This window comes from Virgibacillus sp. FSP13, assembly GCF_054048505.1.
This window is the reverse complement of sequence record NZ_JBSVKG010000004.1, coordinates 20,100-44,963: the sequence shown is the minus strand read 5'-3', so window position 1 is coordinate 44,963 and position 24,864 is coordinate 20,100. Positions and strand designations below refer to the sequence as shown.

Below are 24,864 nucleotides of genomic sequence, written 5' to 3'. Positions count from 1 at the left end.
CTATAAATTCTTATTATTATCTATCGTTATATCAAATATCTTTTCTGCATCATCTTTATTGAAAAAACCATTTTTTATATCCTTTTGAACAATTTCTTTATCTCTTAATGTAGGATCACCGAATCCTCCCCCTGAAGGCGTTACGAATTTAACAATATCACCGGTATTTAATTCTAGTCTTGTGGATACGCCAAATGGTCCAATAACTTCTCCATCATTTTTATAAACTTTTATAACACTTGATTCTCCGTCTTTTCCACCGTTCATTCCCCATGGTTTAAATAAATGTCTACCAAAACTTGCAGAAAGATATTGCTTATCGCTTAAAACTTCATAAGATCTAACGACACCCCTCCCCCCAATATACTGGCCTGCACCACTACTATCATTTCGAAATCGATATTCATTTACTCTAACGCCATATTTTACCTCTGCAACCTCGATTGGTACATTATACGTTTCGCCATCTCCCATACAGAATTGGCCACTCTGCCCGTCATGGTTTTCACTTGCTCCCCAACCACCTACAGAAGGTTCTACAATAAGGAAGTCATCATTTGTTTCAGGATGAACACCAGATAGTGTTACAGAACAAACAGATAACAAATGTCCTGCTGAAAGTCTATCAGACAATAATGGTGCGAGTGCTTTCCAAATAAGTTCTGCCCCGCCTAGCCTTGCTTCAAAATTCATGGACACTGGTGCAGGTCGTTCAGCGGAAATAATGGATCGTTTATCCGTTATGATCTTTAATGGTTTAAAAAGACCTTCCGTTATATTAATCTTCGGCCTCAGAATGGCTAAAAACATTACCCTTACACTTGCAACCAATCCAAAATAAGAGCAGTTTACTGGATTTACCACTTGTGGGTGTGATCCTCTAAAATCACAAATAAATTCATTCTCGGTTATCGTTACTTTCACCTTGATAGGATATGGCCCCCCTTTTTTTGGATCCCCTTCGATAAAATCCTCTGCCGTAAATGTCCCCTTTGGTAAAAGCGTTAATTCCTTTGATGAATATTCCTCAGAGCTTTTAATTAAATCATCAATGACATTAGTTATCGTATCGGAACCATAATTCTTACATAACTCGACAAATCGTTTTCCACCAGTTTTAAGTGCTGCAACTTGAGCCCTCATATCTCCAATTGATAATTTTGGTAGTCTTACATTTACGGAAATAATCCTTTCTACCGCTTTATTTAATTTTCCTTTTTCATATAGTTTGACCCCGGGTAATTGTAATCCTTCTTGATAAATCTCAGTAGAATCATTCGTAAAGGATCCAGGGTCTTTCCCTCCGACTTCAGTCCAATGTCCTTTATTTGCAGAGAAGGCAACTAGTTTTCCCTCCGAAAAAATAGGCATAACCAGACCAACGTCAGAAAGGTGAGAACCTCCACCAGTATAAGGATCATTGATAATTATAATGTCACCTTCATATAAGTCTTCCCCATGAGTTTCAATTACTGATTTGACCATTGGGCTTAACATTCCAATGAAAGATGTAACCCCATTTCCTTGACTAACTAAATTCCCATTCGCATCGGTTAATCCACAAGCATAATCCAACACTTCGTATATAATGGGACTCATTGATGTCCTAGCCAATGCAGCAAACATTTCTTCTCCGGTAGATAGCAATGAGTCTTTTATTACTTCCTTCATAAATGGATTATTATTTGTCATCGTCTTTTTCCACCTCAATCTCAATAATGATGTTTCCAAATTCATCAATTGTTGCCCTTTGATTTGCCAAAATAAAAGTTGATGTCGTACTTTCTTCAATAATTGCTGGCCCCATGACAACATGGGAAGGATTTAATAATGTTCGATTATGAATTGGAATATCTATCCAACCTTTATCGCGAAAATAAACGTTTCTATATTCTGAAATGGTTTCTTCTAATTTCACATCTGTCATGTTCAATTTACGTAATGGATGTTTTTCCACAATACCTAAACCGGTTAAGTGTAGGTTTACAATTTCCACTTCGGATTCTGGCAACATAAATGTATAGTTTCTCTTATGTAATTCATGAAATTTTTCCTTTACATTGTGAATAAAGTCCTCATCCCACAAATCATTGGCAATTGGTACCTTTACTGTATGCTCTTGCCCTTCATAACGAAGATCAATAAATTTGTTGAAAACAACGCGCTCACTATTTATGCTTTCTTTCGAATATTGCTTGAGCGCTTCTTGCTCCATCTTGTGCCATAGGTTGTTAATTTCGCTATATTCAATCCTATTTAATTTTTGTAAGTAGGTTTGAATGTAATCGTGGCGAATATCTGTCATTAACATTCCCCATGCCGAGAAAACAGATGCCGAGAAAGGTACAACAACCTTTTTTATTCCTAAGTTTCTAGCAAGTTCACAAGCATGCATTGGTCCACCACCACCAAATGCAATCATAGTGAAGTCATTCGGATTATATCCCTTTCTTACGGAAATCAGTTTCAGCGCATTGAGCATATTTGAATTCGCAATATCAATAATACCTAAAGCCGCTTCCTCAACCGTGGTGTCGAATTTATCTGCAACAACTTCTTGAATCGCGTTACTTACACTTTCCTTATCTACCTGATAATCAAAGTTTTTTTCTGAAAGTCTGCCAACATATAGGTTTGCATCTGTCGTTGTTGGTTGTTCTCCACCTTGTCCATAACAAACTGGTCCAGGATTTGATCCAGCTGATTGTGGTCCAACTTTTAACGAACCTAACTCATCGATCCATGCAATTGAGCCTCCTCCATTCCCAATTTCGACGATATCTACTATTGGTACTTTAATCGGATAGCCAGCATTTTTTTCCGTCTTTTCGATATAATAATCTGTCGTAACGCGAACCTCACTATCATTAATTAAGGAGCACTTTGCCGTTGTACCGCCAATATCAAAGGCTATTATATTGTTTTCTCCAATCATTTCCCCTAAAACAGCCGCCCCATATATTCCTGCAACGGGGCCAGATTCAACCAAATTAATTGGAAAATCTTTTGCACTATCAAAGGTAGTTACGCCACCATTCGATTGCATGATGTATCGAACACCATCAACATGATTTCGATCTAATTTATTTGATAGATTATCAATATACGTGGTCAAAATTGGTTTAACATATGAATTTAACACCGTCGTATTGGATCGCTCGTATTCTCTCCATTCCTTTGTTATGTCACTTGACGCACTAACAGGGATATTCGGCCAAACCGCTTTTACAATATCAACAACGTTTTGTTCATGGACTGGATTTTTATAAGAATGCAATAAACAAACCGCCACAGCTTCAACGTTTTCCTTTTTAAAATAATCGATTGCCTCGATAACATCCTGCTTTTTTAATGGAATAATCACATTCCCTTTATAGTCCATTCTTTCCTCTACTTCTTTTCTTAAATGTCTTTCAACAAATGGTTCCGGTTTTTCATATTTAAAATTATATAGGTCTGGTCTATTTCCCCGGGCAATTTCCAATATGTCTCTTGTTCCTTTTGTAGTTAATAGTCCTACTTTTGCCCCTTTACGTTCTGTAAGTGTGTTGATAACGACGGTAGATCCATGAAAGAACATGTCAATAGACTCGAAATCTATCCCACTTTTATCGATAACATTAATGACACCGCTTTCAAAGTTTGGTGGTGTCGAATGTGCTTTATTAAATCCCATATTTCCTTGATCATCCATATAAAAAAGATCGGTAAAAGTTCCCCCAATATCTGTAGCAATTCTCATATACTATACTCCCTCCATTTTTGTGGTTCCATATACGAAACATCGGTTCTAGATTTGATTAAAAATATTTTATCATGAATATGAAAAATTTACAATATTCAATATTAACTTGTGTTCCTAAAGAGTCTAAAAACCCGTATAATAGATTACACACTACTTATACGGGCTCTATATTTAATACTTTATTGAACGCTTACTTCATCCTCTGTAAAATCATGTTCCATTTTTTCCGTAAAATGATCTGGTGCAACTTTAGCTTTTATTTTCATTGCAATATAATAAACAATGCCAGATACAATTAGCGATTGCACCGCTGGTAATCCAAAAGTCGTTACATATTGGGTTAAGTATCCTAACAATGTACCAGCCACCAAAGCAATCGTTGCCATCCAATTCCAGCCACTATTATCTCTCCACGTACGTTTTCGAATGAGGAAGAAATCAACCATCATGACACCCGCGATTGCTGGGTACACTAACGCTGTTAAATATAAGAAATCCATAAAGTAATCAAGGATCCCTGCTAATGCCACAAAAATAGCGATGATAGTTCCACCTAATGTAAGAAATGCTCTTCCTTTGTTCGAATTAACATTTAACATATTTGCAAGAGCAAGACCCATACTGTAATTGTTTACTAATTGACTTGTCCATGTAGCAAACCATAAAATTAAAAATCCCCAAACTGGAAATCCTAAATTCATCATTACATTGACGATATCCGCATCTCCTACACCTACAGACATCACTGCCCCAACAATAAACAACGGGAAACCTACTAGGACAATACCTGTTGGAATGAGTGCATTATCTTTAATCGTTGGTTTTGCATATCGAGTATAGTCAGATGCGATAACCCACTGTGATACGTTAGCACCAATAATAAGACTAATGGCAGCTAATATACCAATTGATGGTTCTGGATTCCAATTAGAAATTGTTTCCCAACCCGTATTTTTTAACGCAAAATAAATACCTGCTCCTATTAAAACTAAACCAGCTGGAACTGCGATGTAATCCGTCCATTTCATCGAACTATAACCAATAATCGATGGAATCGCAAACAGCAATCCTGCTATTACCGTAATTAATGCCCATAAGCCCCATTGTGTTGTATAATCCACACCAAACATTGCGGATATGGCGTTTCCGGCTACAGATGTCTGAACAGCCCACCAACCAAGTGAAACAACGAAAATAGTTAAGCCGACAATAAATCGTGCTTGCATCGCTCCAAAACTAGTACGGGCGATAACCGATGAAGAGCGACCGGTTTTAGCACCGATGTAGCCTTGTAATGCATTTCCAATCCATTGGATAACAAAAAGAGCAATGATAAGAAGAAAGAAAATCTCACTAAGACCATAACTTCCTGCTAACGTTGCACCTACCATTAAAACAGGAATCGTAAACTCCAGCCCACCAAAAATCATCGCTGGGGTAAGCCAATGTTGTCGTTGATCAATCGGAACAGCCTGAAGTGCTTCATCTTTTTCTACACTTTTAACTTTTTTATCACTCATATATACACTTCCTTTTTTAAATTAAGATTCGTTATGCACTTCTTGGATGTTCGTGTTTGATACTTTAGCGAGCAAAATTCAATCTTACCTTCCCGCAAATACCCAATATTCAGAAAAATTAACGTATAATAGATAGTAGAAAAGACGATGCCTTTCTACTATCTACTTGTACTATTTTTCTTTCACGAGCACCCACACAATTTCGCATGGTTCTTCTCCTGAATTAATAGCCCAATGTTCTTCACCTGCAGGGATAAGCATCGCATTGGATGTTGATGTTTGATAGGGTTCACCACCACTTTCCCCTTCCACTTTTCCTTTCACAATAACGGAATATTCATTTTCTTCGTGTTTCGATAGACCTTCCTTTGGTACCCGTTCACCCGGTTGGATGGTTACCGTTCCAAACTGAACATCCACATGTTCCGTCTTTTCTTCAAACAATGTTAATAATCCATTTTTATCAAAACCACGTTCATTTACTTTCATATTGTCTTCTCCTTCGCGAGTTACTTTCTAACTTCTAGCTCTTGATATTCGAATGTTGCTGGATCTACTTTTACACCAAATAATGTTTCTGCTTCTTCCACCGTGTAGTATTCATTTTTTACATCTTTTGCAACTTGTTCAGCTGGGCGTTTTAAAGGATCACCATAACCTCCACCAGTCGCGGTCATTAGTTGTAGAACATCATTTTCCTGTAATTGGTAACGTGGGTAAACACCATAAGGACCATCAACTTCTCCATTTGCTTTTTGGATATAAAATTCATTGACGGATCCTTCAAGTCCACCACCAGTTCCCCATAGACGATACTGATTACGGCCATAGGTGATCGTTGCTTCTTGGCCATCTGTCATCGCGCGATAGGACCTGATGACGCCCTTACCCCCGATATATTCACCAGCGCCTGTACCATCAATCCGCAAACTATATTCATCAAGCATGACACCGTAACGTGTTTCTGCTACCTCTACTGGAACATTGTACGTTTCCCCATCTAAGATACAGAATTGACCACTTGCTCCGTCTTGGCCGTCAGCTCCACCCCAGCCACCGACAGAAGGCTCAACGATTAGGAATGGTTCGTTCGTATCTTGATGTGATCCGGATAGGGTAACCGAACAAACAGATAACAAGTGCGCTGCCGCAAGTCGATGTGGAATATGTGGTGCTAACGCTTTCCAGATCAAATCAGTACATCCGAGCATCGTTTCAAAATAGTTTGATGTTGGGGCAGGTCTTTCCGCCGACATAATTGATTTATCATCTACAATGATTTTTAATGGTCTAAACACACCATCATTCACGTTTTGATCTGGATTCGTGATTGCTAGAAAAATCGTTCGTACGGCAGATGCCAGGCCAGTAAACGAACAATTGACCGGTCCAGGAACTTGTGGACTGCTGCCCCTGAAGTCACAAACAAATTCATCATCTGTAATTGTTACTTCTACTTTGATTGGGAACGGTCCATTGCCAATTCCGTCCGTTTCGACAAATCCATCTGCTATAAACGTACCCTTTGGCAATTTGGTAAGTTCCTGTCTTGATATTGTTTCACCATGATTCAACTGATTTTCAATTGCTGAAAGGATGACGTCTTTGCCATATTTATCACAGATTTCCTTTACGCGTCGTTCCCCTGTTTTTAGCGCTGCAACCTGTGCCCACATATCACCAAGCGATAAATCAGGGAATCGGACGTTTGCCCGGATAATCTCAACAAGGCCTTCGTTCAACTGGCCACCGTCGTATAGCTTGACGGACGGGAATTGCAACCCCTCTTGGAAAATATCCCGTGAATCATTCGTAAATGAACCTGGGTCTTTTCCACCAACCTCGGTCCAGTGTGCTTTGTTAGCAGAGAAGGCGATAAGTTCCCCATCGTAGAATATCGGCATTACTAAACCAACATCTGACAAGTGTGAACCCCCACCACCGTATGGGTCATTGATGATAATAATATCACCAGGTTTGAGCTCATCATTTTCACCGTATTTGTTCAATGTTTGTTTAACCATAAAGGAAAGCATTCCGATAAATCCTGTAACACCATTACCCTGTGTCAATAATTGCCCTTTTGCGTCTGTTAGTCCACTAGCGTAGTCCAATACCTCATATATAATTGGACTCATCGACGTTTTCGCTAGCGCAATAAACATTTCATCTCCAGTAGCAAGCAACGAATCTTTTACAATTTCCAATGTAAATGGATCAACTTTTGTTTCGTTCATCAACATTTATCTCGCCTCCGTTTCAATGATTAAGTTTCCATAATCATCCACTTTAAGTGTTTGGCCTTCATAAATAACGGTAACTGCTGCTTTTTCTTCAACAATTGCTGGTCCTTGAATAGTTTCGTTAACAGGCAACAGTTCACGTTGGTATACGTCAGTTTGTACCCATCCCTTTGGATTTTCGAAATAGACGTTCCTTGTTTCGATTTTTGCATCTTCTAATGTAGTGTTTCGCTCAATCTTTTGAACGTTTGGCTTTTTAACCTTTCCAAAAGCTGTAACGTGCAAATTAACGATTTCTGTCCCTGCATCATCAAGCCTAAATGTATAGTTTTGTTCATGCAGCTGATGGAACCTTTCAATAATTTCTTTTAACTGAGCGTCTGTCCAATCTCCAGCCGGAACAGGAACTTTTACCGTATGTTCTTGGCCAAGGTAACGCATATCGGCGAAACGATTGAATACAACATCTTCCTTCTGGATACCTTCATTGTCAAATTGCTGGTATGCCTCACCTTCAATCTCGTTCCATTGCACTGTCATTTCATTTAGGTCTAAATTTTCCAATCGCTTGATATATGTTTTGATATAATCATGACGAAGATCACTCATCAACATACCCCAAGCAGAAAATACAGGTGATGCTATTGGAATAACAACTTTTCCTACACCAAGTTCCTTTGCGAGGGCTGGAGCATGCATTGATCCACCGCCCCCGAATGCAACTAATGTGAAATCTTGCGGGTTATGACCTTTTCTTATTGATATTAATTTAAGTGCATTAAGCATGTTTGAGTTAGCAATTCGAATGATACCAAGTGCCGCTTCTTCAGCAGTCATATCAAAATGATTAGCGATTTTATCCTGAATGACGTCTCTAACTAAATCTAAATCAACATCATAATCAAAGTTCTTAGCTGATAGTCGACCAGTTAGTAGATTTGCATCTGTTGTTGTTGGTTCTGTTCCACCTTGTCCATATGATACAGGACCAGGGACAGCTCCAGCCGATTGAGGTCCTACTTTTAATGAACCAGCATCATCCAACCAAGCAATCGATCCTCCACCATTTCCGATTTCAACAATATCAACGACTGGTGCTTTAATTGGATATCCTGCATTTCGGTCATTTCGTTCAATATAGTAATCGGTTGAAACCTTTACCTCTCCATTTTCAATTAGTGAACATTTTGCAGTTGTTCCGCCAATATCAAATGCGATGATGTTTTCCTCACCAATCAAATCTCCAAGTACAGCTGCACCGTAAATTCCTGCAACAGGGCCAGATTCAACCATATTAATTGGAACTTTTTTGGCCTCTTCAAATGTTGTCGTACCACCATTTGATTGCATGATAAAGTTTTGGCTGCTCGTATTAAAATCATTTAATTTATTGTGTAATTTGTTTACATATGAAGCTGCAGCTGGTTGTACATATGCATTCAATGCTGCAGTATTTGTACGTTCATATTCACGCCATTCCTTTGTTACATCATGTGATGCAGATACTGCAACCTCTGGCCACATCTCCTTAATCAATCGTATCGTTTCTTTTTCATGCTCAGGATTGACATAAGAATGTAAATAAGCTACTGCAATTGCTTCCACATTTTCACGTTTAAAATAGTTAACAATCTCTTTAACCTGCTCTTTATCTAAAGGTGTCAGAACTTCACCTTTATAATTGAGACGTTCATTAACTTCCTGTCTTAAGTAGCGGTCAATAAATGGCTGTGGCTTCTCATAACGAATATTAAATAAATCTGGACGATTACCACGGGCAATTTCCAAAATATCCCGGAAACCTTTTGTTGTAATTAATCCTGTTTTTGCACCTTTTCTTTCTGTAAGCGCATTGATAATTACAGTCGTACCATGGATAAATGTGGAGATAGCTTCTTTATCGATGTTGCTTTTATCCAGTACATCAATTACACCTTTTTCAAAATTCGGCGGAGTAGTATGACTCTTGGCAACTTCTACTTGCCCTTTATCATCTACATATACTAAGTCTGTAAATGTTCCTCCAATATCTGTTGCAACTCTCATCTTTTTTCCACCCTTCCTATGATAAATTAATAGATTCGTCCCTAAAATATAACTGGTGTCAATACACTCACCAAAACAGAATCATGATTTGTAGGGTTTTTCCATTGGTGTACTTTCTCAGAAGGAAAATGAATGGAATCACCAGCATTCAAAACGTATTCTTTATCTTCAATCTTGAAGATCACGATGCCTTCTGATACATAATAAAACTCTTCTCCTGGATGACTATGTTTCTCAATAAATTGTTGATTTGGCGGTAATCTTACCATTAAAGGTTCCATTTTTCTTTCAGGAAACTTTCCGGCCAGCCGTACATGTGTAACATTTGACCCTTCTAATTTAAAAGGTTTTTGCTCCTCTTTATGCAATGCATAATTATGATTCTCTATCTCTTCAAAGAAATAAGAAATATTCATATTAAATGCATCTGAGATTTTTTTTAAAGAAGTTATGGCGAGTGATGATGATCCTCTTTCTATTTGGGATAAAAAACTAACGGAAAGTCCTGTTTGCTCACTTAGATCTTTTAATGTCATTTCATTTTCTAATCTCAAATTCTTGATTTTTTTATGAATATTTTCCATTTCAGTTTACTTCCCTTTTTTTCATGTATTAATTATTACAGTCAAAACGGAATTTTTTCACCTCCACTATATTTTTTATAATATTAACATAATATTTATATAATTAAAAGAAAAATTAATCGATTTCAAAAAATCCAAAACCGGACCTTTTGAATATTACAATTATTTATCTTGACAAATCTATAAATATATAAAAAAATAGATGTACTGATTTTAAATCTAAATTAAGGTTACCTATTTCTCTTTTCTCAGTAAAATTAATGCGTAAGATAAAATGGAGGTTTTATGTTATGAATATTAACTTTAAAAGCAGGCTAAAAACGTTGCAAAATAATTTAAGTGAAAACAACATTGATGTAGCAATGATTACATCACCAGCAAATGTATTCTATTATACTGGTTTCAATTCCGACCCACATGAAAGATTCATGGCCCTAATTTTGGATTGTCGTAATCAAGAATTCACCTTGTTTGTTCCTGCGTTAGATAGGGAAATTGCTGATAGTGAATCAATTGTTAAGAACATTATTCCAATTTCTGACGAAGAGGATCCTTATTCTAAACTTAAGGATGAACTCGGAGACAGAATAAACCATTTCGGGTTAGAAATAAAATTTGTGAGTATGTTTCAGCACCAAAATTTGATAACTGCCTTTCCTGAAGCTGCTTATGAAGACATCCAGCCAATTATCAACGCACAACGACTAAAAAAATCCAAAGACGAACTGGTATATGTACAAAAAGCAGTTGATATAATTGAAAAGGTTCTGGCTGAAGGGATTAAAAAAGTGAAAATAGGTATGACCGAATTGGAATTAGCAGCTGAATTGGAATATCTCATGAAAAAATTTGGTGCAGAAGGTCCATCATTTTCAACCATCGTGCTATCTGGTGAAAAGGCCGCATTACCACATGGAACTCCTGGAAACCGCATTTTCCAAAAGGGTGATTTTTTACTGATTGATATGGGTGTACTAATAAACGAGGGATACTGTTCAGATATAACAAGGACTTTCATTATCGGCGAAGCGACGGATAAACAAAAGGAAATATATGAAATTGTACTAAAATCCAATCGAGCTGGCATCAATGCTGTAAAGGAAGGTGTACCACTTAGAAATTTCGACATTGCAGCAAGAAATATCATTAAGGAAAGCGGCTATGGCAATTATTTCAATAACCGTGTGGGACATGGTCTTGGTATCGAAGTCCACGAGGAGCCATCTGTCCACGAAAACAACAATCAAGCTGCTGAAAAAGGATTGCTGTTTACAATTGAACCCGGGGTTTACATACCCGACTTTGGCGGAGTTCGAATCGAGGATGAAGTTTATATAAATGAAAATGGAGAAAGAGAGGTACTGACTTCCTTTCCAAAAGACCTGCAAATATTAAAATAAGATGTTTTGTAGCTATTTATCTCATTATCGAAAAAACTTTAATAAGTAAGCAGAAGACAATAATTAAAGCGAAAGTCAGAATGCACGGTTCTGAACTTCCTTTTAATACTAAAATCACCGCCTAAGCAAGGCGGTGATTTTAAACTATCTATAATGTCTAAACCATCTCCAACAAACCAGTCAATTCCCCTGGTGGCAATGGCTTACTAAAATAAAATCCTTGCATTTCATCACATTTTTCATTCTCCAAAAATGTAAGCTGCTCAATAGTTTCAACACCTTCAGCTATTACTTTCATATTTAAAGAGTGTGACATACGGATAATCGATTTGACAATTGCTTGATTTTGCTTTTGATTTTCATCCATAAACATTTTATCAATTTTTAGCTTTGTAATCGGGAAAATACTTAAATACTTCAGTGATGAATACCCTGTTCCAAAATCATCAATCGAAACCAGTACCCCTAATTTTCGCAATCTGCTCATCATCTTTAAAATATATTCTTCGTTTGACATTGCCATGCTCTCGGTTATCTCAAGTTCTAGATAATTCGGATTTAACCCTGTTTTTTGTAGTGTTTCTTCTATTTTATCGACAAGTATTTTTTGATTAAATTGTTTAGCAGATAAATTCACACTGACGATTACAGGTTCATATCCCTCATCTTGCCAGGCCCTATTCTGCCTACACGCCTCTTCCAACACCCAATCACCAATTTCGATAATTAAGCCGGTATTTTCTGCAAGTGTAATAAATTCATCTGGTGGAATATATCCTCTTTCTGGATGTTTCCAGCGTAATAATGCCTCAAAACCAACAATTTTATCATTGGAAAGATTTTTCTGTGGTTGGTAATGCAATTCGAATTGTTCTTCTTTTATAGCTTTGCGTAATTCATTTTCCATTGTAAGCATTGTTTTAAAATCTTCTGAAATAGATGAATCGAATAATTTATAGTTGTTATGATGTCTTTCTTTGATAACATACATAGCAGAATCCGCATGTTTGATCAAATCATTTGGTGTTGTTCCATTCTCAGGAAAAATACTGATACCAATACTTATCGAAGCAAATATTTCATAATCATCTATTTTTATTGGGTTTTCAAATTCTGTAATTAAACTTTCAGCAAGTTTTGTAGCAGCATGTTGATCTTCCACATGACGCTGTAAAATTAAAAATTCATCCCCACTCATTCTGGCAATAAATGTATCTGTTTGTAAAAAGGCTTTAAATCGTTCACCGCATGCCTTTAATAACTTATCACCAAAGGAGTACCCTAACGTATCATTGATTTCCTTAAAATAATTTAAATCAATAAAATAAACCGCGATAAATTCATTTTGTTGTTTTGCTTGTTCGATGGCCTCGTTTAGCACCTTGTTAAAAAAATTACGATTTGGTAAATCAGTCAATTCATCGTAATAAGCCATATATTCGATCCGTTTTTCATTTTCAATCCGATCTGAAATATCTTTTACAATTGCGACACGAATAATATTCCCCTGATTATTGTATGGATGGCCCATCATTTCAATATAAAAGGGAGACCCACCTTTTCTAATGGCTGTTAACTCATAAGGCTTTTCAGGGTTATGATGAATGATTTGGGTTAATTTATATGTACTCTTATTATCAAGCAACTGTGAAATATGTAATTTCTTTATTTCTTCTGGTGTATAGCCAAACATGTTAGCGAATGTTTCGTCACAGTCAATAATTTTCTCATCATCATACATTAGCATCCCTTCTGCACTTGCATAGATGAGATTATTAATATATTTTTTTACTTCTTCGGTTTTATCTTGTAAGGAGAGATGACTCAATATTAAACAATACATCGTTGCTTCGACCCGAATCGATTTAACCTCTATTAATTTACCTCTACTGTTTTTCTGCTCCATTAACAAATGGGACTCATCTTTACCCTTTAACAGTGCAAAATCCAAATATTCCAGAATATGTGGGTGAGGACGTTTTTCGATATTTAATAATGAATTGGCAGCCTCATTTCCATCCAAAATCTCACCATTCTCGTGTACCAATAAAATTGCCTCTTTCAAATGTGATAACACTTGGTGATGTATAGGTTCTGCAAATTTAGCCATGGTTTCCTCCTTCAATGTTCCCTTACCCAATAATAATCTTTTCCTTCGGGTAATGATATTTTCCGGTGTTCTTGCTTTTTTTGAACATTAATAAAAACGTTATAATCCCGACCCTTCCGATAAACATAAGGATCATTAAAATCACTTTACTAAATGCGGTTAGGTCACCTGTTATGCCAAGTGAAAGTCCAACCGTTCCAAATGCTGATGTTACTTCAAACAAAAGCTGTGATAATGAATATGGCTCTAAAACAGACATAACGACAACCGAGCTATAAACAAAGAAAATTGCCATTAACATTACAGTGACGGCCTTTAATAAATCTTCATCATGAATTTCGCGTTTAAACAAACGGATACTGTTTCCACCCCTAGCAAAAGTAATGATAAAAATAATTACTAAAGCAAATGTAGTTGTTCGGATTCCTCCACCAGCACTACTAGGTGACGCACCAATAAACATTAATAACGACATAAAAAGATGATTTTGTTCGGTTAACTGACTTACATCCAACGTAGCTAAGCCACCACTTCTGGTTGTTACAGATTGAAATAAGGAATAAAACAATACTTCATGCCACGACTTACCACTGAAAAAATGATTAGCGTCTAACAGGAAAATGAAAGTCGTCCCAACAATAATTAATGCAAAAAATGTCAATGTTGTAACTTTCGTAAATAATGAGAATCGGAACTGGACTTGGTGATCCGATTTTGAAAACAAATATTCTTTCACTTCTACTAATACTGGGTAACCAATTGCCCCAAAAATAATTAGTAACATATTAATAAACTGAACAAAATAATCATCTTTAAATGAAATTAACGAATCTCCAGTTATATCAAATCCACCATTTGTCGTCGCACTAATCGAGCCAAAGAACCCATTTAAATATGCTTCGCCAGCTGTTGGGAAGTACTGTAGAAAATAAGTTCCTAAAATGATAAATCCTATAAACTCGATGGTTAAAATAACTAGAAGAATCTGCTTTATTAAGCGAACCATTCCTTCAAATGTCGTCTGATTTTGGTCAGTCATAATAAGCCGACGTTCTTTTAGACCAATTTTCTTACCTAGTAAAATCCAGATAAATGTACCAATCGCCATCACACCGACTCCGCCCAATTGCAGAATTAAGGCTAGTACAATAATTCCGGCCGTATTGAATGTACCCGCAATACTAATCGTACTAAGACCTGTAACACTCATTGCACTAACTGCTGTAAAGAGTAAATCAATTAACGGGACATCAACCCCGTCCCTGTGGGTCACTGGTAGTGCTAATAGAGCAGTCGCAACGATTACTGCAATAAAGTAAAATATTAAAATGAGTTGAACTGGTGATAATTTATTTATAATGCGAATCAATGGATGTTGTGAAAACATTATGCAGTTACTCCCTAATACATTTCTATTATTATATCGGTATTTTCCCCAAAAACTTAACCTTATTATAGCAGGCGAAATTGTTAAATGCTTGTGTTTTCGACAACTTTCTTTTTACTTTTGTAAAAAAATCATTATGCAAGGTAAAACAATCATATATTGCAAAAAAGGAACAGTATACAAAATACTGAGCCCTTTTCAAATTAATTCCTTAAACTTTTTAATTAATGACTCCCCTTGATAACCTTCTTCGACCAGTTTTTGTAGCATATCTTGGATAATTCCTTTTTGCCGATCAACAATATTCCCTTTAAATAGTACATTAGCATGGGAGCCGATTTCATTAATACTAAATATCGATGTAATAAATATTGCAGGGCTATTGCTTTCTTTTGTTATTTTAACCTGTACCATTATTTGATCTTTCTTATCCTTTAATTCCTTAAAAAACGGTAGGTAATCATGATTTAAATATGCTTCTAGCACCCATTGATTCTCATCATCTTCCCGATTAATAATTAATCCATCCCTTAAAGGAATATCGTGCTGTATAATATCGTCATCAACAGATTCAAGAATTTCCAGCTTTTTTAGTTTAAAAGTTTTCATCCATTCACCACCTTAATAACCCAGTCTCGTTTGTTATCCACCAATATAGGACATTTCAATTTTCTTCCGGTTTTCATATTTATTTTCAGCCCGTTCATCTGAATAACGATCTTTTCTCCGGTGCCATAATGAAGCCAAATTATGTTTGAGTTGTTCTTCTGTTAACCCTTCCTGCAGCTTCCCTCGGATATCATAACCACTCGATGCAAATAGGCATGTATACAGTTTACCATCAGCGGAAAGACGAATTCTTGTACAACTACTGCAGAATGAATCGGTTACAGATGCAATAACACCTATTTCCCCACCGCCATCCTTATAACGAAATCTAGAGGCAACTTCACCATAGTAATTTTCTTCTGTAGGTTTAATTGGCATTTCCTCATTAATTTGTGCAATGATCTGCTTCTTTGAGATTACATTATTTACATCCCAACCATTATGATTTCCGACATCCATAAATTCGATATAGCGTAAAATAATATTTTTACCTTTAAAATAACGCGCCATCGGTAAAATTTGATTATCATTCATCCCTTTTTTCACAACCATATTAATTTTAACTTGCAATCCAGCTTTTTGGGCCGCTTCAATACCTTTTATGACAGGAAGTGTCTTTACACCCTTTCCATTAATTTTCGTAAATACATCATCATCGATTGCATCCAAGCTGATATTTACCCGCTTTAACCCAGCTTCTTTTAATTTAACCGCTCTTTTCGGCAAAAGAATTCCATTTGTTGTCAGCGCAATATCCTTAATACCTGGTATCGTTGCCAATCTCGCAATTAACTGATCAAGATTTTTACGGAGCAATGGCTCTCCTCCGGTAATCCGGATTTTTTCCACTCCTAGTTTAGCAAAAGCTTCTGCCAAACGAATGATTTCATCAAAACTTAATAATTCACTTTCAGGCAAAAAAGCGTAATCATCGCCAAAAATCTCTTTAGGCATGCAATACGTACACCGGAAATTACATTTATCTATAACAGAAATCCGCAAATCTTTTAGTGACCTGCCAAAGTGATCTGTAATTGGAGCACTGTTTTCCGCCATTTTGCTCACCCCTTATTAAAATTCTGATTGACCATCTGTGTCATTCAATAATAAAACTTCAACATTTGTTCCTGCTTTATATCCTCTTGTTCCTCCCGGTAAAACCATTAATCCATTCGTATGTGCAAGAGAAGTGACAACGTTGGATTTATCCATACCAGCCAGCTGAACACCAACTTGGCCATTTTCAAACGTTATAAAACTTCGAACAAACCTTGTGAATGGATTTGGCTTCGGAAAATTTTCACTTAATGTTGCCTGAATCCGTTTTAAAAATGGCTGTTTGCTAAACAAATGGCGTTGGATAATCGGGCGCGTAAATAATTCAAATCCGACATAACATGCTGATGGATTCCCAGATAAACCAAATAGTAACTGACCCCCTCTTACCGCAACCGTTGTTACGCTTCCGGGACGCATTGCTACTTTATTAAACAATACCTCTGCACCTAATTTCTCATAAATTGCTGGCATTAAATCAAAATCACCAACCGAAACGCCACCAGTCGTAATTAGCATATCTACTTTCTCCAATGCATGTGAAATGGTGTTGTAGCTCGCGTCAAATTCATCGGCAAGCTTTCCAAAGTAAACCACATCGCCACCTGCTCGCTTTATCTGTGATAGTATCATATGCGCATTGGAGTTACGTATTTTCCCAGGGCGTAATTCCTCGTCAACGTCTAATAATTCCGTACCCGTTGCTATCACACCTACAATCGGTTTTTTTGCAACTTTTACTTGACTATACCCAAATGTTGCAAGTATCGCTTTTACACCAGGATTAATAATAGTTCCTTCTTCAATCAATGTGTCACTATTCGCAACTTCTGAACCTTCCTTAATAATGTTTTGTCCCTGTTTCATCTTGCGTTTGATGGACATTCGATTCTTTCCATCTTTTTCAAATGCTTTACAAACTTCAAACATGGCAACACAATCAGCACCATTAGGGATTTTTGCTCCTGTCATAATTCTAGTTGCTTGTCCTTGATGTAATGTCTTTGTTGGTACTTGTCCTGCTCCGATATGTTCAATTACTTCAAATTCTACTGGATTATCTAATGAACCTTTTTCCGTATCAACTGAGCGAAGTGCAAACCCATCATACGGCGATTTATCAAATGGGGGTACCGGGTGTTTCGCAATAACTGGCTCTGCCAATCTTCTATTATCACAATTATCTATTGAAACGATTTCCACTTCTCCGCGTTGACTATATTTCATCACATTCGCAACTGCATCGATAACTGGAATTGGCTTTCGCATTTCGCCCATCTCTTACCATACCCTTCTGCCAAAATTATCTATGTGTTTAGTGTATCAAAAATAACCTTGAATTGATATTTATCATACTACTTTATTATAGCGATCTTTCCTAAATCAAAGTATGACAAACATCACACATTGAAGCGATTCTGATCTTCCATTAATGACATTTAAAAGAGACCCGAACAGACTAGGTTGTTCTATAGTTTAAAAATTTCACATCAACTGTTTTTTACATAACACAGAATTGTTGTATAATTAATTCTAATAAATCAATTATACAGGAGCGTAAAATATGAAAAAGAGATGGATCTTAGTTCTTATATGTTTTATCCTTTTAGCAGCATGTTCAAAAAATAGCTCAGCCATCATTAAGAAGGACTCGCCCCCCACTGATCCGAACGAAAATCCAGAACTCATTGAAGAAGAAAGTGAGGATGAAGTAAACGAATTTATTGAATTTGCATTACCAAATGAAGAAGTTATGATCAATTTAGAAATGGTCCCTATTTTAAATTCCTACTTAAAAGCGACAGCGGATCGAAAAAAAGCAATTGAGAACATGAATATGCTTCAAATCCAAGCAGAAACGAGCGAAATATACTTGCTTGAATTCTCTTGTCACAATGATTTATGTTCGTATTTGTTACTTGATCAAAGTAAAGATAACCAGGCTATTCTCGTTGCAGACTTAGCAAAATCTGTTCAAAGCAAACTTTCACCTGATAAGTCAAGGCTGTTTTTACAGTTTAATCGCGAAACAAAATTGCCATTACCTTTAACCGATATTGTCATTATTGATTTAGAACAGTGGAAACAGCTACCTTTAACACACAAAACAGATGACAAACAAATTTTAGATTATAACTGGCCAATTATTACAGCTGAATGGGTGGATAACCAACAGATCAGCGCATCCCTGCCAGACATTGTAGAACCAGCTAGTGATGCTATTCACGAATGGCAGCAATCAGGTAAAAAGACAACGATAATTGAACTAAATATCCCATCTAATTAGATAGGCATTAGTGAATTTATTAGGGTAGAAAAGTAAAAACAGCACCGTTTTATTATATGGTGCTGTTTTTACTTGAACTCAAGTTTCTCCGTATGATCTATTATCATTTCTTCTCCATTGACCGTAAATTTCGCCTGACAATGTAAGTCATATTTCCCTTTACTTGGAGGTTTAAAAATGATTGTATCTTGTGGATGGTAGCTATCTCCCTCTTCCAATTCTTTTGTTACGGGACTCCCAGTATAATCATGGTTTTTATTCGCCAATGATACAGATATCAATGGTGTATTATGCTTCATTTCTATCGGTTCTTTGCCCATATACTGAATCGAACGATAAACTTGTACTCCATCATCAACTCGTTCCACGCGAATATGTAAGATAAAATCGCCAACCTGTTTGGAACCATTTTTATCCGCGGCTAATTTAACATGTTCTCTTGCAAACAGCCAATAACTGACACCAGCTAAAAAAACCACAATTATCAAAGAAAACAAAGCTTTCCTTCTCAATTCGACATCCCCCTTATTTTATATGACGAAAAAAGCCACCAAAAGGTTTCAAATTTTAAAGGTAATCAAAAAATTTGGCTCTAATTTGCTTACGGTCATGATGAGCCACGTCCAGCTTCAGCGCTAAAGATGTAGTGAGACTCCCTTTACCTCCGATAAGTCAACATTGGGTTCGCTTCCGCTTTTGTTCTCATGTCTTAAAGTAAGATTACCATATCCCGGCAAAAAATAGAACGTATATTTAGTGCAAAAAAAACAATCATAACTAGTGATGGTATTCATCAAAAGGAGGAATTAACTGTGACCGTTTCGACACAGGTAAAACAAACAATAGCTGGATTAAAAAGTGCTCAAGCAAGTTTCGAACAATTTGCTTTACAAACAGAAAATAAACAAGCAAAACAACTTTATCAAGATGCAGCTCAACAAACACAGGCTATTTTACAAAGTGTTGAGCCACGAGTAGGACAAATTGAACAAGAAGAACCACAATATAAACAATAAGACAAAACCGCATATGAGGTTGGTTATACCAGCCTCCTTCCTACATAAGAGGTGATTATAATGAGCAGCAAAAAAATTATGTTATTTGTTGGACTTATACTCTTGTTAGTCGGATGTAGTACAAATTCAGATTCCGACACAGCAGAAAATAGCCCGGATGTTAAATATACTAAAATTTCCTCCACAAGCTTTATGGATCAAGATGCAGCTAATAAGGCAAAAAGATTTTTAACTAAATTTGATGAAATTAAAGCAATAAAGGCAGTGAATACATCCAAAAAATTACTTGTAGCAATTGAAATCCATCATAACAAGCGGTTCCAACTGGCAGAACTAAAGAAAAAGTTTGCAAAGAAATTAAAAAAAGCATTCCCTAAATTCAAGACTGAGTTGTCGACTGATCAAAAAATCTTCATTGAACTCGATCGTTTGGAAGAAGAGATTGAGTCCAACAATATGTCCAACAAAAGATTAGAAAAAGAAGTACGTCATCTTACCAAATTATCAAAGGAACAAACATGACAGAAAGAGTGATCTAAAATGGCAGATAAGAAGAAAAAAAATTTACCTCCGCAAGCACAAAAATATCAAGCATTTCAGCAACAACGAGAAGTAAAAAGACCCTTACTTAAAAATTGTATCAAAGCCTTTTTGGTAGGTGGATTTATTTGTTTTATCGGCCAACTTATTACAACATTTTATATTTATTTCTTTGATTTCACCGAACAAACTGCCGGAAACCCTACGACAGCAACACTGATATTTATCACAATGCTTTTAACAGGATTTGGCATTTATGATCGAATTGGTCAATTTGCTGGTGCAGGATCTGCCGTCCCAGTTACTGGATTTGGTAATTCCGTTATTTCGGCAGCAATTGAACACCGAACAGAAGGTTTTGTTTTAGGGGTCGGGGGCAATATGTTTAAACTAGCTGGATCTGTCATCTTATTCGGTGTATTCTCCGCTTTTATCATTGCACTGATAAAAACGATTTTAATTCAATGGGGTGGATTGTAATGTTAGCTGGTCATCGAACATGGATATTTGAAAATAAACCTGTCATTTTGTCAACCGGTACTGTTGGTGGTCCATTTGAAGCCAATGGAAAAATCCCAAATGATTTCGATTTACTTCATGATGACATGTGGCTAAAACAAGCATCATTTGAAAAAGCACAGCAAACCATGTTGGAGGAAGCATGTCAATTTGCGATTAAGAATAGCCCAATTGAAAAAGAACAGGTGGAGTTTTTTTTAAGTGGTGATTTAATTAACCAAATTACCCCAACAAGCTTTGCGGCTAAGACGATGGGTATCCCCTACTTTGGCTTATTTAATGCTTGTGCTACGTCCATGGAAAGTTTGGCATTGGCATCTTTTCTTATCAACGGTAATGGTGCAAATTATATTTTAAGTGGCAGTGCTAGTCATAATGCTGCAACTGAAAAGCAATTTCGTTATCCGACAGAGTATGGGGGACAAAAGCCCCCAACTGCACAATGGACTGTAACGGGAGCAGGAGTCGCATTGCTTGCTAAAAATGGAAACGGTCCTCAAATCACAAGTTCAACTATAGGTAAAGTGGTTGATATGGGAATGACAGATCCATTCAATATGGGCGGAGCAATGGCCCCGGCAGCAGCTGATACAATTGCTGCACATTTTAAAGAGCGTAATGTGGATCCTTCCTATTACGACTTAATCATAACTGGTGATTTAGGACATATTGGTCGAGAAGTATCATTAGATCTAATAACAAAAGAAGGTCTACCAATCGAAGAGGACAAGTACGTGGATTGTGGATTGACGATTTATCGCGAAGACCAACCAGTTCTTGCTGGAGCTAGTGGTGCCGCTTGTTCTTCGGTTGTTACTTATGGGCACTTTCTAAACCGAATGAACAAAGGAGAATTAAACCGTATACTTGTTGTCGCAACTGGTGCTCTTCATTCCCCATTAAGTATACAACAAAAAAATCCGATCCCATGTATAGCCCACGCAGTTTCAATTGAATCAGGGAGTGATAAATCATGATATTTTTCTGGGCATTCGTCATTGGCGGATTAATTTGTGTTATTGGACAAATAATGTTCGATGTCTTCAAACTATCACCAGGCCACACGTTAAGTATTCTTATAGTTGTCGGTGCTCTTTTAGATGGGTTGGGCCTATATGAACCATTAATTGACTTCGCGGGTGCCGGCGCAACAGTGCCAATTACAAGTTTCGGTAATTCACTCGTTCATGGAGCAATTGCCGAAGCCGAAACACATGGACTTATCGGTGTCGTTACTGGAATGTTTGAAGTAACCAGCTCCGGTATTTCAGCTGCAATCATCTTCGGCATGATCGGAGCACTCATTTTCAAACCAAAAGGATAAAGAAAGGGGCCGTAAACACAGATGACAGTGGGATCTCAAGTAAAAAGTTGCTTTTCATCCATTAAAAGTGCTGAAGCTACACTTGGTTTGTTAGCAAACAAGGCACAGGATCAACAAGCAAAGCAAACATATGAAGAAGTACAAACCATTATTTCAGAAGTAAAAGACGATTTACAAAAACAGGTGATTCGTTTAGGGCAGGAAGAACCCCAATATAAATCTTAACGTATCGGCTTGGAAAGGATAGGTAGAATATGCCAGGATGGGTTGAAATAATATTAAGGTCGTTTAGCCTATTAGTTGTCATCTTTGTTTTAACAAAATTAAATGGTAAAAAACAAATAGCACAACTAAACGTTTTTGAATATATAACTGGTTTTGTCTTAGGTGGAATCATTGCAATCTATTCTATTGATTTACAGTCTAACTTGATACATGGATTATTAGCAATTGCTGTATGGTTCCTCATTCCGTATGCAGTTAATTATGTTTCATTAAAAAGTAAAACATTCCGTAACATTGTTCAGGGAAAGAGTACGATTTTAATTCAGGATGGAAAAGTGATGGAAGATAATTTAAAAAAAGAAGGTTATTCTACGGATGAATTACTTGAAAAATTACGTGACAATAATTACTTTCAAGTTGCTGACGTTGAATTTGCCCTTTTAGAACCATCTGGTACTTTAAATGTTTTGCCCAAAAGAGAAAATCAACCATTGACTGCAAAAGATTTAGGTGTCAAGCTTGCACCAACAAAAGAGCCGCAAACCGTTATAATGGATGGAAAGGTTTTGCTGGAGCCTTTAGCAAACCTTTCACTTAACACCAATTGGCTTGAGACGGAATTAGACAAGATGAATGTAAGTATTGAGAATGTTTTCCTTGGTCAAGCGGATAATGACGGGCAATTAAATGTCGATTTATACGATGATAAGATCGCCGTACCAAATCCAACCGAAAAACCGTTGTTGCTTGCTACACTAAAAAAATGCCAGGCAGACTTAGAACTTTTTGCATTGGCTACTGAAAATGAGGAAGCAAAACAATTATATCAAGAAAACAGTAGAAAACTACAGCACGCAATAGCCCTAATCACCCCACACTTAAGAGAGTAACATTTTTTATCTTGTTCATACTCCTATTTATCATGTAAGATTATAACCGTCTTACATTTTTGTACATAAAAGGAGTACGTACAATGAGAGAAAAATTAAAAGCTTATCGTTTCCCATTAATTTTGCTTGTGTCGATCATCATTGGATCAATAATCGGACTTATATTTGGAGATAAAGCTGAAGTCATAAAGCCATTAGGAGATATTTTTCTTAACCTTTTATTTATGGTTGTAATGCCATTGGTCTTCTTTTCGATTGCATCAGCGATTGGGAACATGAACAGCATGAAGCGGCTCGGGAAGATTATGGGGTCGATGATCACGATCTTCGTTGTAACCGGAATTATTGCAGCGATTGTTATGTTGGTTGCAACTGTGCTATTTCCGCCTGGATCAGGGGCTGACATTCCATTGGAAACACCAGAGGATATCGAACAGGTCCCATTATCCGAACAATTGGTCAATACATTTACTGTCCCTGATTTTGTTGATCTATTTTCCCGGGATAACATGCTAGTCTTAATTATTTTTTCCGTATTAGTTGGAGTTGCGACTGGACTAACTGGTGAAAAAGGCCGTCCATTTGCTAAATTCCTATCAAGTGGATCAGAAATATTTATGAAGCTCGTTCAGTTGATTATGTATTATGCGCCAATTGGGTTGGGGGCTTACTTCGCTTCATTAATTGGTCAGTTCGGAACTGATTTAATCGGTGATTATGCAAAAGCAGTGCTGATTTATTACCCTGTTGCCATCCTTTATTTTGCAATTGGATTTACGTTATATGCTTTTATATCCGGTGGCAAAAAAGGTGTTGTACGCTTTTGGAAAAACATCCTCAATCCAGCTGTAACATCTCTAGGAACAGGTAGCAGTATCGCTTCCCTACCAGTTAACCTGGAAGCAACAAAAAGAATCGGTGTACCTAAGGATATTCGTGAAACTGTACTACCACTTGGCGCAACGATTCATATGGATGGTTCCTGTTTGTCGGCCATGTTAAAAATTGCTTTTGTTTTCGGTGTATTTAATATGGATTTTACTGGAATAGATACCTTCTTAACCGCAATCGGTATTTGCCTATTATCAGGAATTGTTATGAGTGGGATCCCTGGCGGTGGTTTTATGGGTGAGCTGATGATTGTAACATTATATGGGTTACCAATTGAAGCTTTGCCAATCATATCCGCTATTGGTGTCGTTGTTGATCCACCAGCAACAATGATCAATGTTACAGGTGATTCAGTTTCAAGCATGCTCGTAACAAGGCAGTTAGAAGGCAAGGACTGGATGGAAAAAGCGGAAGTAAACTAATTAATGAGCTCATCATAATCTTACATGATGAGCTTTTTTCTCTGTTATAT

23 protein-coding genes are annotated in these 24,864 nt (G+C 36.8%); 10 read left to right on the top strand and 13 right to left on the bottom strand.

What is annotated here, in order from left to right:
* The 7 genes from ACW2QC_RS05235 to ACW2QC_RS05205 form a co-directional block, all read right to left on the bottom strand.
* Positions 1 to 1,692: a hydantoinase B/oxoprolinase family protein gene (locus tag ACW2QC_RS05235; protein WP_457542932.1), complete on the bottom strand. Its 1,692-nt coding sequence runs from the start codon at positions 1,690 to 1,692 to the stop codon at positions 1 to 3.
* Positions 1,682 to 3,742 carry a hydantoinase/oxoprolinase family protein gene (locus tag ACW2QC_RS05230; protein WP_457542931.1) on the bottom strand — a complete coding sequence of 687 codons (2,061 nt, stop codon included), beginning with the start codon at positions 3,740 to 3,742 and terminating at the stop codon, positions 1,682 to 1,684. Before ACW2QC_RS05230 ends, ACW2QC_RS05235 begins: the two co-directional genes overlap by 11 nt.
* 182 nt (positions 3,743 to 3,924) lie before the next feature.
* Positions 3,925 to 5,265, bottom strand: coding sequence for a purine-cytosine permease family protein (locus ACW2QC_RS05225; RefSeq protein WP_457542930.1), 1,341 nt, complete (start codon positions 5,263 to 5,265; stop codon positions 3,925 to 3,927).
* Between the two features lie 171 nt (positions 5,266 to 5,436).
* Positions 5,437 to 5,754, bottom strand: a complete 318-nt coding sequence (locus tag ACW2QC_RS05220; protein ID WP_457542929.1) for a cupin domain-containing protein — start codon at positions 5,752 to 5,754, stop codon at positions 5,437 to 5,439.
* A 20-nt stretch (positions 5,755 to 5,774) separates the two neighbouring features.
* Positions 5,775 to 7,502 carry a hydantoinase B/oxoprolinase family protein gene (locus tag ACW2QC_RS05215; RefSeq protein ID WP_457543083.1) on the bottom strand — a complete coding sequence of 576 codons (1,728 nt, stop codon included), beginning with the start codon at positions 7,500 to 7,502 and terminating at the stop codon, positions 5,775 to 5,777.
* Between the two features lie 6 nt (positions 7,503 to 7,508).
* Positions 7,509 to 9,554 (bottom strand): hydantoinase/oxoprolinase family protein, encoded by a 2,046-nt coding sequence (locus tag ACW2QC_RS05210; protein WP_457542928.1) that lies wholly within the window; start codon positions 9,552 to 9,554, stop codon positions 7,509 to 7,511.
* Between the two features lie 41 nt (positions 9,555 to 9,595).
* Positions 9,596 to 10,138, bottom strand: a complete 543-nt coding sequence (locus ACW2QC_RS05205; RefSeq protein ID WP_457542927.1) for a helix-turn-helix domain-containing protein — start codon at positions 10,136 to 10,138, stop codon at positions 9,596 to 9,598.
* 290 nt (positions 10,139 to 10,428) lie between these two features.
* Between ACW2QC_RS05205 and ACW2QC_RS05200 the strand changes: the two genes are divergently transcribed.
* On the top strand, positions 10,429 to 11,538 hold the full coding sequence (locus ACW2QC_RS05200; RefSeq protein WP_457542926.1) for a M24 family metallopeptidase: 1,110 nt from the start codon (positions 10,429 to 10,431) through the stop codon (positions 11,536 to 11,538).
* A 157-nt stretch (positions 11,539 to 11,695) separates the two neighbouring features.
* Here ACW2QC_RS05200 and ACW2QC_RS05195 read toward each other — a convergent pair whose 3' ends face one another.
* From ACW2QC_RS05195 to ACW2QC_RS05175, 5 genes are all read right to left on the bottom strand, one after another.
* The gene (locus ACW2QC_RS05195) at positions 11,696 to 13,648 is read right to left on the bottom strand and encodes an EAL domain-containing protein (protein ID WP_457542925.1); all 1,953 of its coding nucleotides are present in this window, start codon (positions 13,646 to 13,648) and stop codon (positions 11,696 to 11,698) included.
* 22 nt (positions 13,649 to 13,670) lie between these two features.
* Entirely contained in the window at positions 13,671 to 15,035 is a 1,365-nt protein-coding gene (locus ACW2QC_RS05190; protein ID WP_457542924.1) for a TrkH family potassium uptake protein, read from the bottom strand.
* A 198-nt stretch (positions 15,036 to 15,233) separates the two neighbouring features.
* Complete coding sequence (locus tag ACW2QC_RS05185) at positions 15,234 to 15,644, bottom strand: YwpF family protein (RefSeq protein ID WP_457542923.1); 411 nt, start codon at positions 15,642 to 15,644, stop codon at positions 15,234 to 15,236.
* A 33-nt stretch (positions 15,645 to 15,677) separates the two neighbouring features.
* Positions 15,678 to 16,700: a GTP 3',8-cyclase MoaA gene (gene moaA / locus ACW2QC_RS05180; RefSeq protein WP_457542922.1), complete on the bottom strand. Its 1,023-nt coding sequence runs from the start codon at positions 16,698 to 16,700 to the stop codon at positions 15,678 to 15,680.
* A 15-nt stretch (positions 16,701 to 16,715) separates the two neighbouring features.
* Positions 16,716 to 17,978: a molybdopterin molybdotransferase MoeA gene (locus ACW2QC_RS05175; protein ID WP_457542921.1), complete on the bottom strand. Its 1,263-nt coding sequence runs from the start codon at positions 17,976 to 17,978 to the stop codon at positions 16,716 to 16,718.
* 286 nt (positions 17,979 to 18,264) lie between these two features.
* On the opposite strand from ACW2QC_RS05175, the gene ACW2QC_RS05170 reads away from it, so the two are divergent.
* On the top strand, positions 18,265 to 18,987 hold the full coding sequence (locus ACW2QC_RS05170; RefSeq protein ID WP_457542920.1) for a hypothetical protein: 723 nt from the start codon (positions 18,265 to 18,267) through the stop codon (positions 18,985 to 18,987).
* Between the two features lie 68 nt (positions 18,988 to 19,055).
* Here the strand turns inward: ACW2QC_RS05170 and ACW2QC_RS05165 are convergent, their stop codons facing one another.
* Complete coding sequence (locus ACW2QC_RS05165) at positions 19,056 to 19,499, bottom strand: hypothetical protein (RefSeq protein WP_457542919.1); 444 nt, start codon at positions 19,497 to 19,499, stop codon at positions 19,056 to 19,058.
* A gap of 300 nt (positions 19,500 to 19,799) precedes the next feature.
* Between ACW2QC_RS05165 and ACW2QC_RS05160 the strand changes: the two genes are divergently transcribed.
* From ACW2QC_RS05160 to ACW2QC_RS05125, 8 genes are all read left to right on the top strand, one after another.
* The gene (locus ACW2QC_RS05160) at positions 19,800 to 20,003 is read left to right on the top strand and encodes a DUF1657 domain-containing protein (RefSeq protein WP_457542918.1); all 204 of its coding nucleotides are present in this window, start codon (positions 19,800 to 19,802) and stop codon (positions 20,001 to 20,003) included.
* Between the two features lie 60 nt (positions 20,004 to 20,063).
* The gene (locus ACW2QC_RS05155; protein ID WP_457542917.1) at positions 20,064 to 20,525 is read left to right on the top strand and encodes a hypothetical protein; all 462 of its coding nucleotides are present in this window, start codon (positions 20,064 to 20,066) and stop codon (positions 20,523 to 20,525) included.
* Between the two features lie 18 nt (positions 20,526 to 20,543).
* Complete coding sequence (gene spoVAC / locus ACW2QC_RS05150) at positions 20,544 to 21,023, top strand: stage V sporulation protein AC (protein ID WP_106497815.1); 480 nt, start codon at positions 20,544 to 20,546, stop codon at positions 21,021 to 21,023.
* Entirely contained in the window at positions 21,023 to 22,039 is a 1,017-nt protein-coding gene (spoVAD, locus tag ACW2QC_RS05145) for a stage V sporulation protein AD (RefSeq protein WP_457542916.1), read from the top strand. The genes spoVAC and spoVAD overlap by 1 nt, the downstream gene beginning before the upstream one ends.
* Positions 22,036 to 22,386 carry a stage V sporulation protein AE gene (spoVAE, locus tag ACW2QC_RS05140; RefSeq protein ID WP_457542915.1) on the top strand — a complete coding sequence of 117 codons (351 nt, stop codon included), beginning with the start codon at positions 22,036 to 22,038 and terminating at the stop codon, positions 22,384 to 22,386. The genes spoVAD and spoVAE overlap by 4 nt, the downstream gene beginning before the upstream one ends.
* Before the next feature lie 21 nt (positions 22,387 to 22,407).
* Positions 22,408 to 22,611 (top strand): DUF1657 domain-containing protein, encoded by a 204-nt coding sequence (locus ACW2QC_RS05135; RefSeq protein ID WP_106497818.1) that lies wholly within the window; start codon positions 22,408 to 22,410, stop codon positions 22,609 to 22,611.
* A 29-nt stretch (positions 22,612 to 22,640) separates the two neighbouring features.
* A complete protein-coding gene (locus tag ACW2QC_RS05130; protein ID WP_457542914.1) occupies positions 22,641 to 23,501 on the top strand; it encodes a DUF421 domain-containing protein in 861 nt (286 codons plus the stop codon).
* A gap of 83 nt (positions 23,502 to 23,584) precedes the next feature.
* The gene (locus tag ACW2QC_RS05125) at positions 23,585 to 24,814 is read left to right on the top strand and encodes a dicarboxylate/amino acid:cation symporter (RefSeq protein WP_457542913.1); all 1,230 of its coding nucleotides are present in this window, start codon (positions 23,585 to 23,587) and stop codon (positions 24,812 to 24,814) included.
* The last annotated feature ends 50 nt before the right edge of the window (positions 24,815 to 24,864 follow it).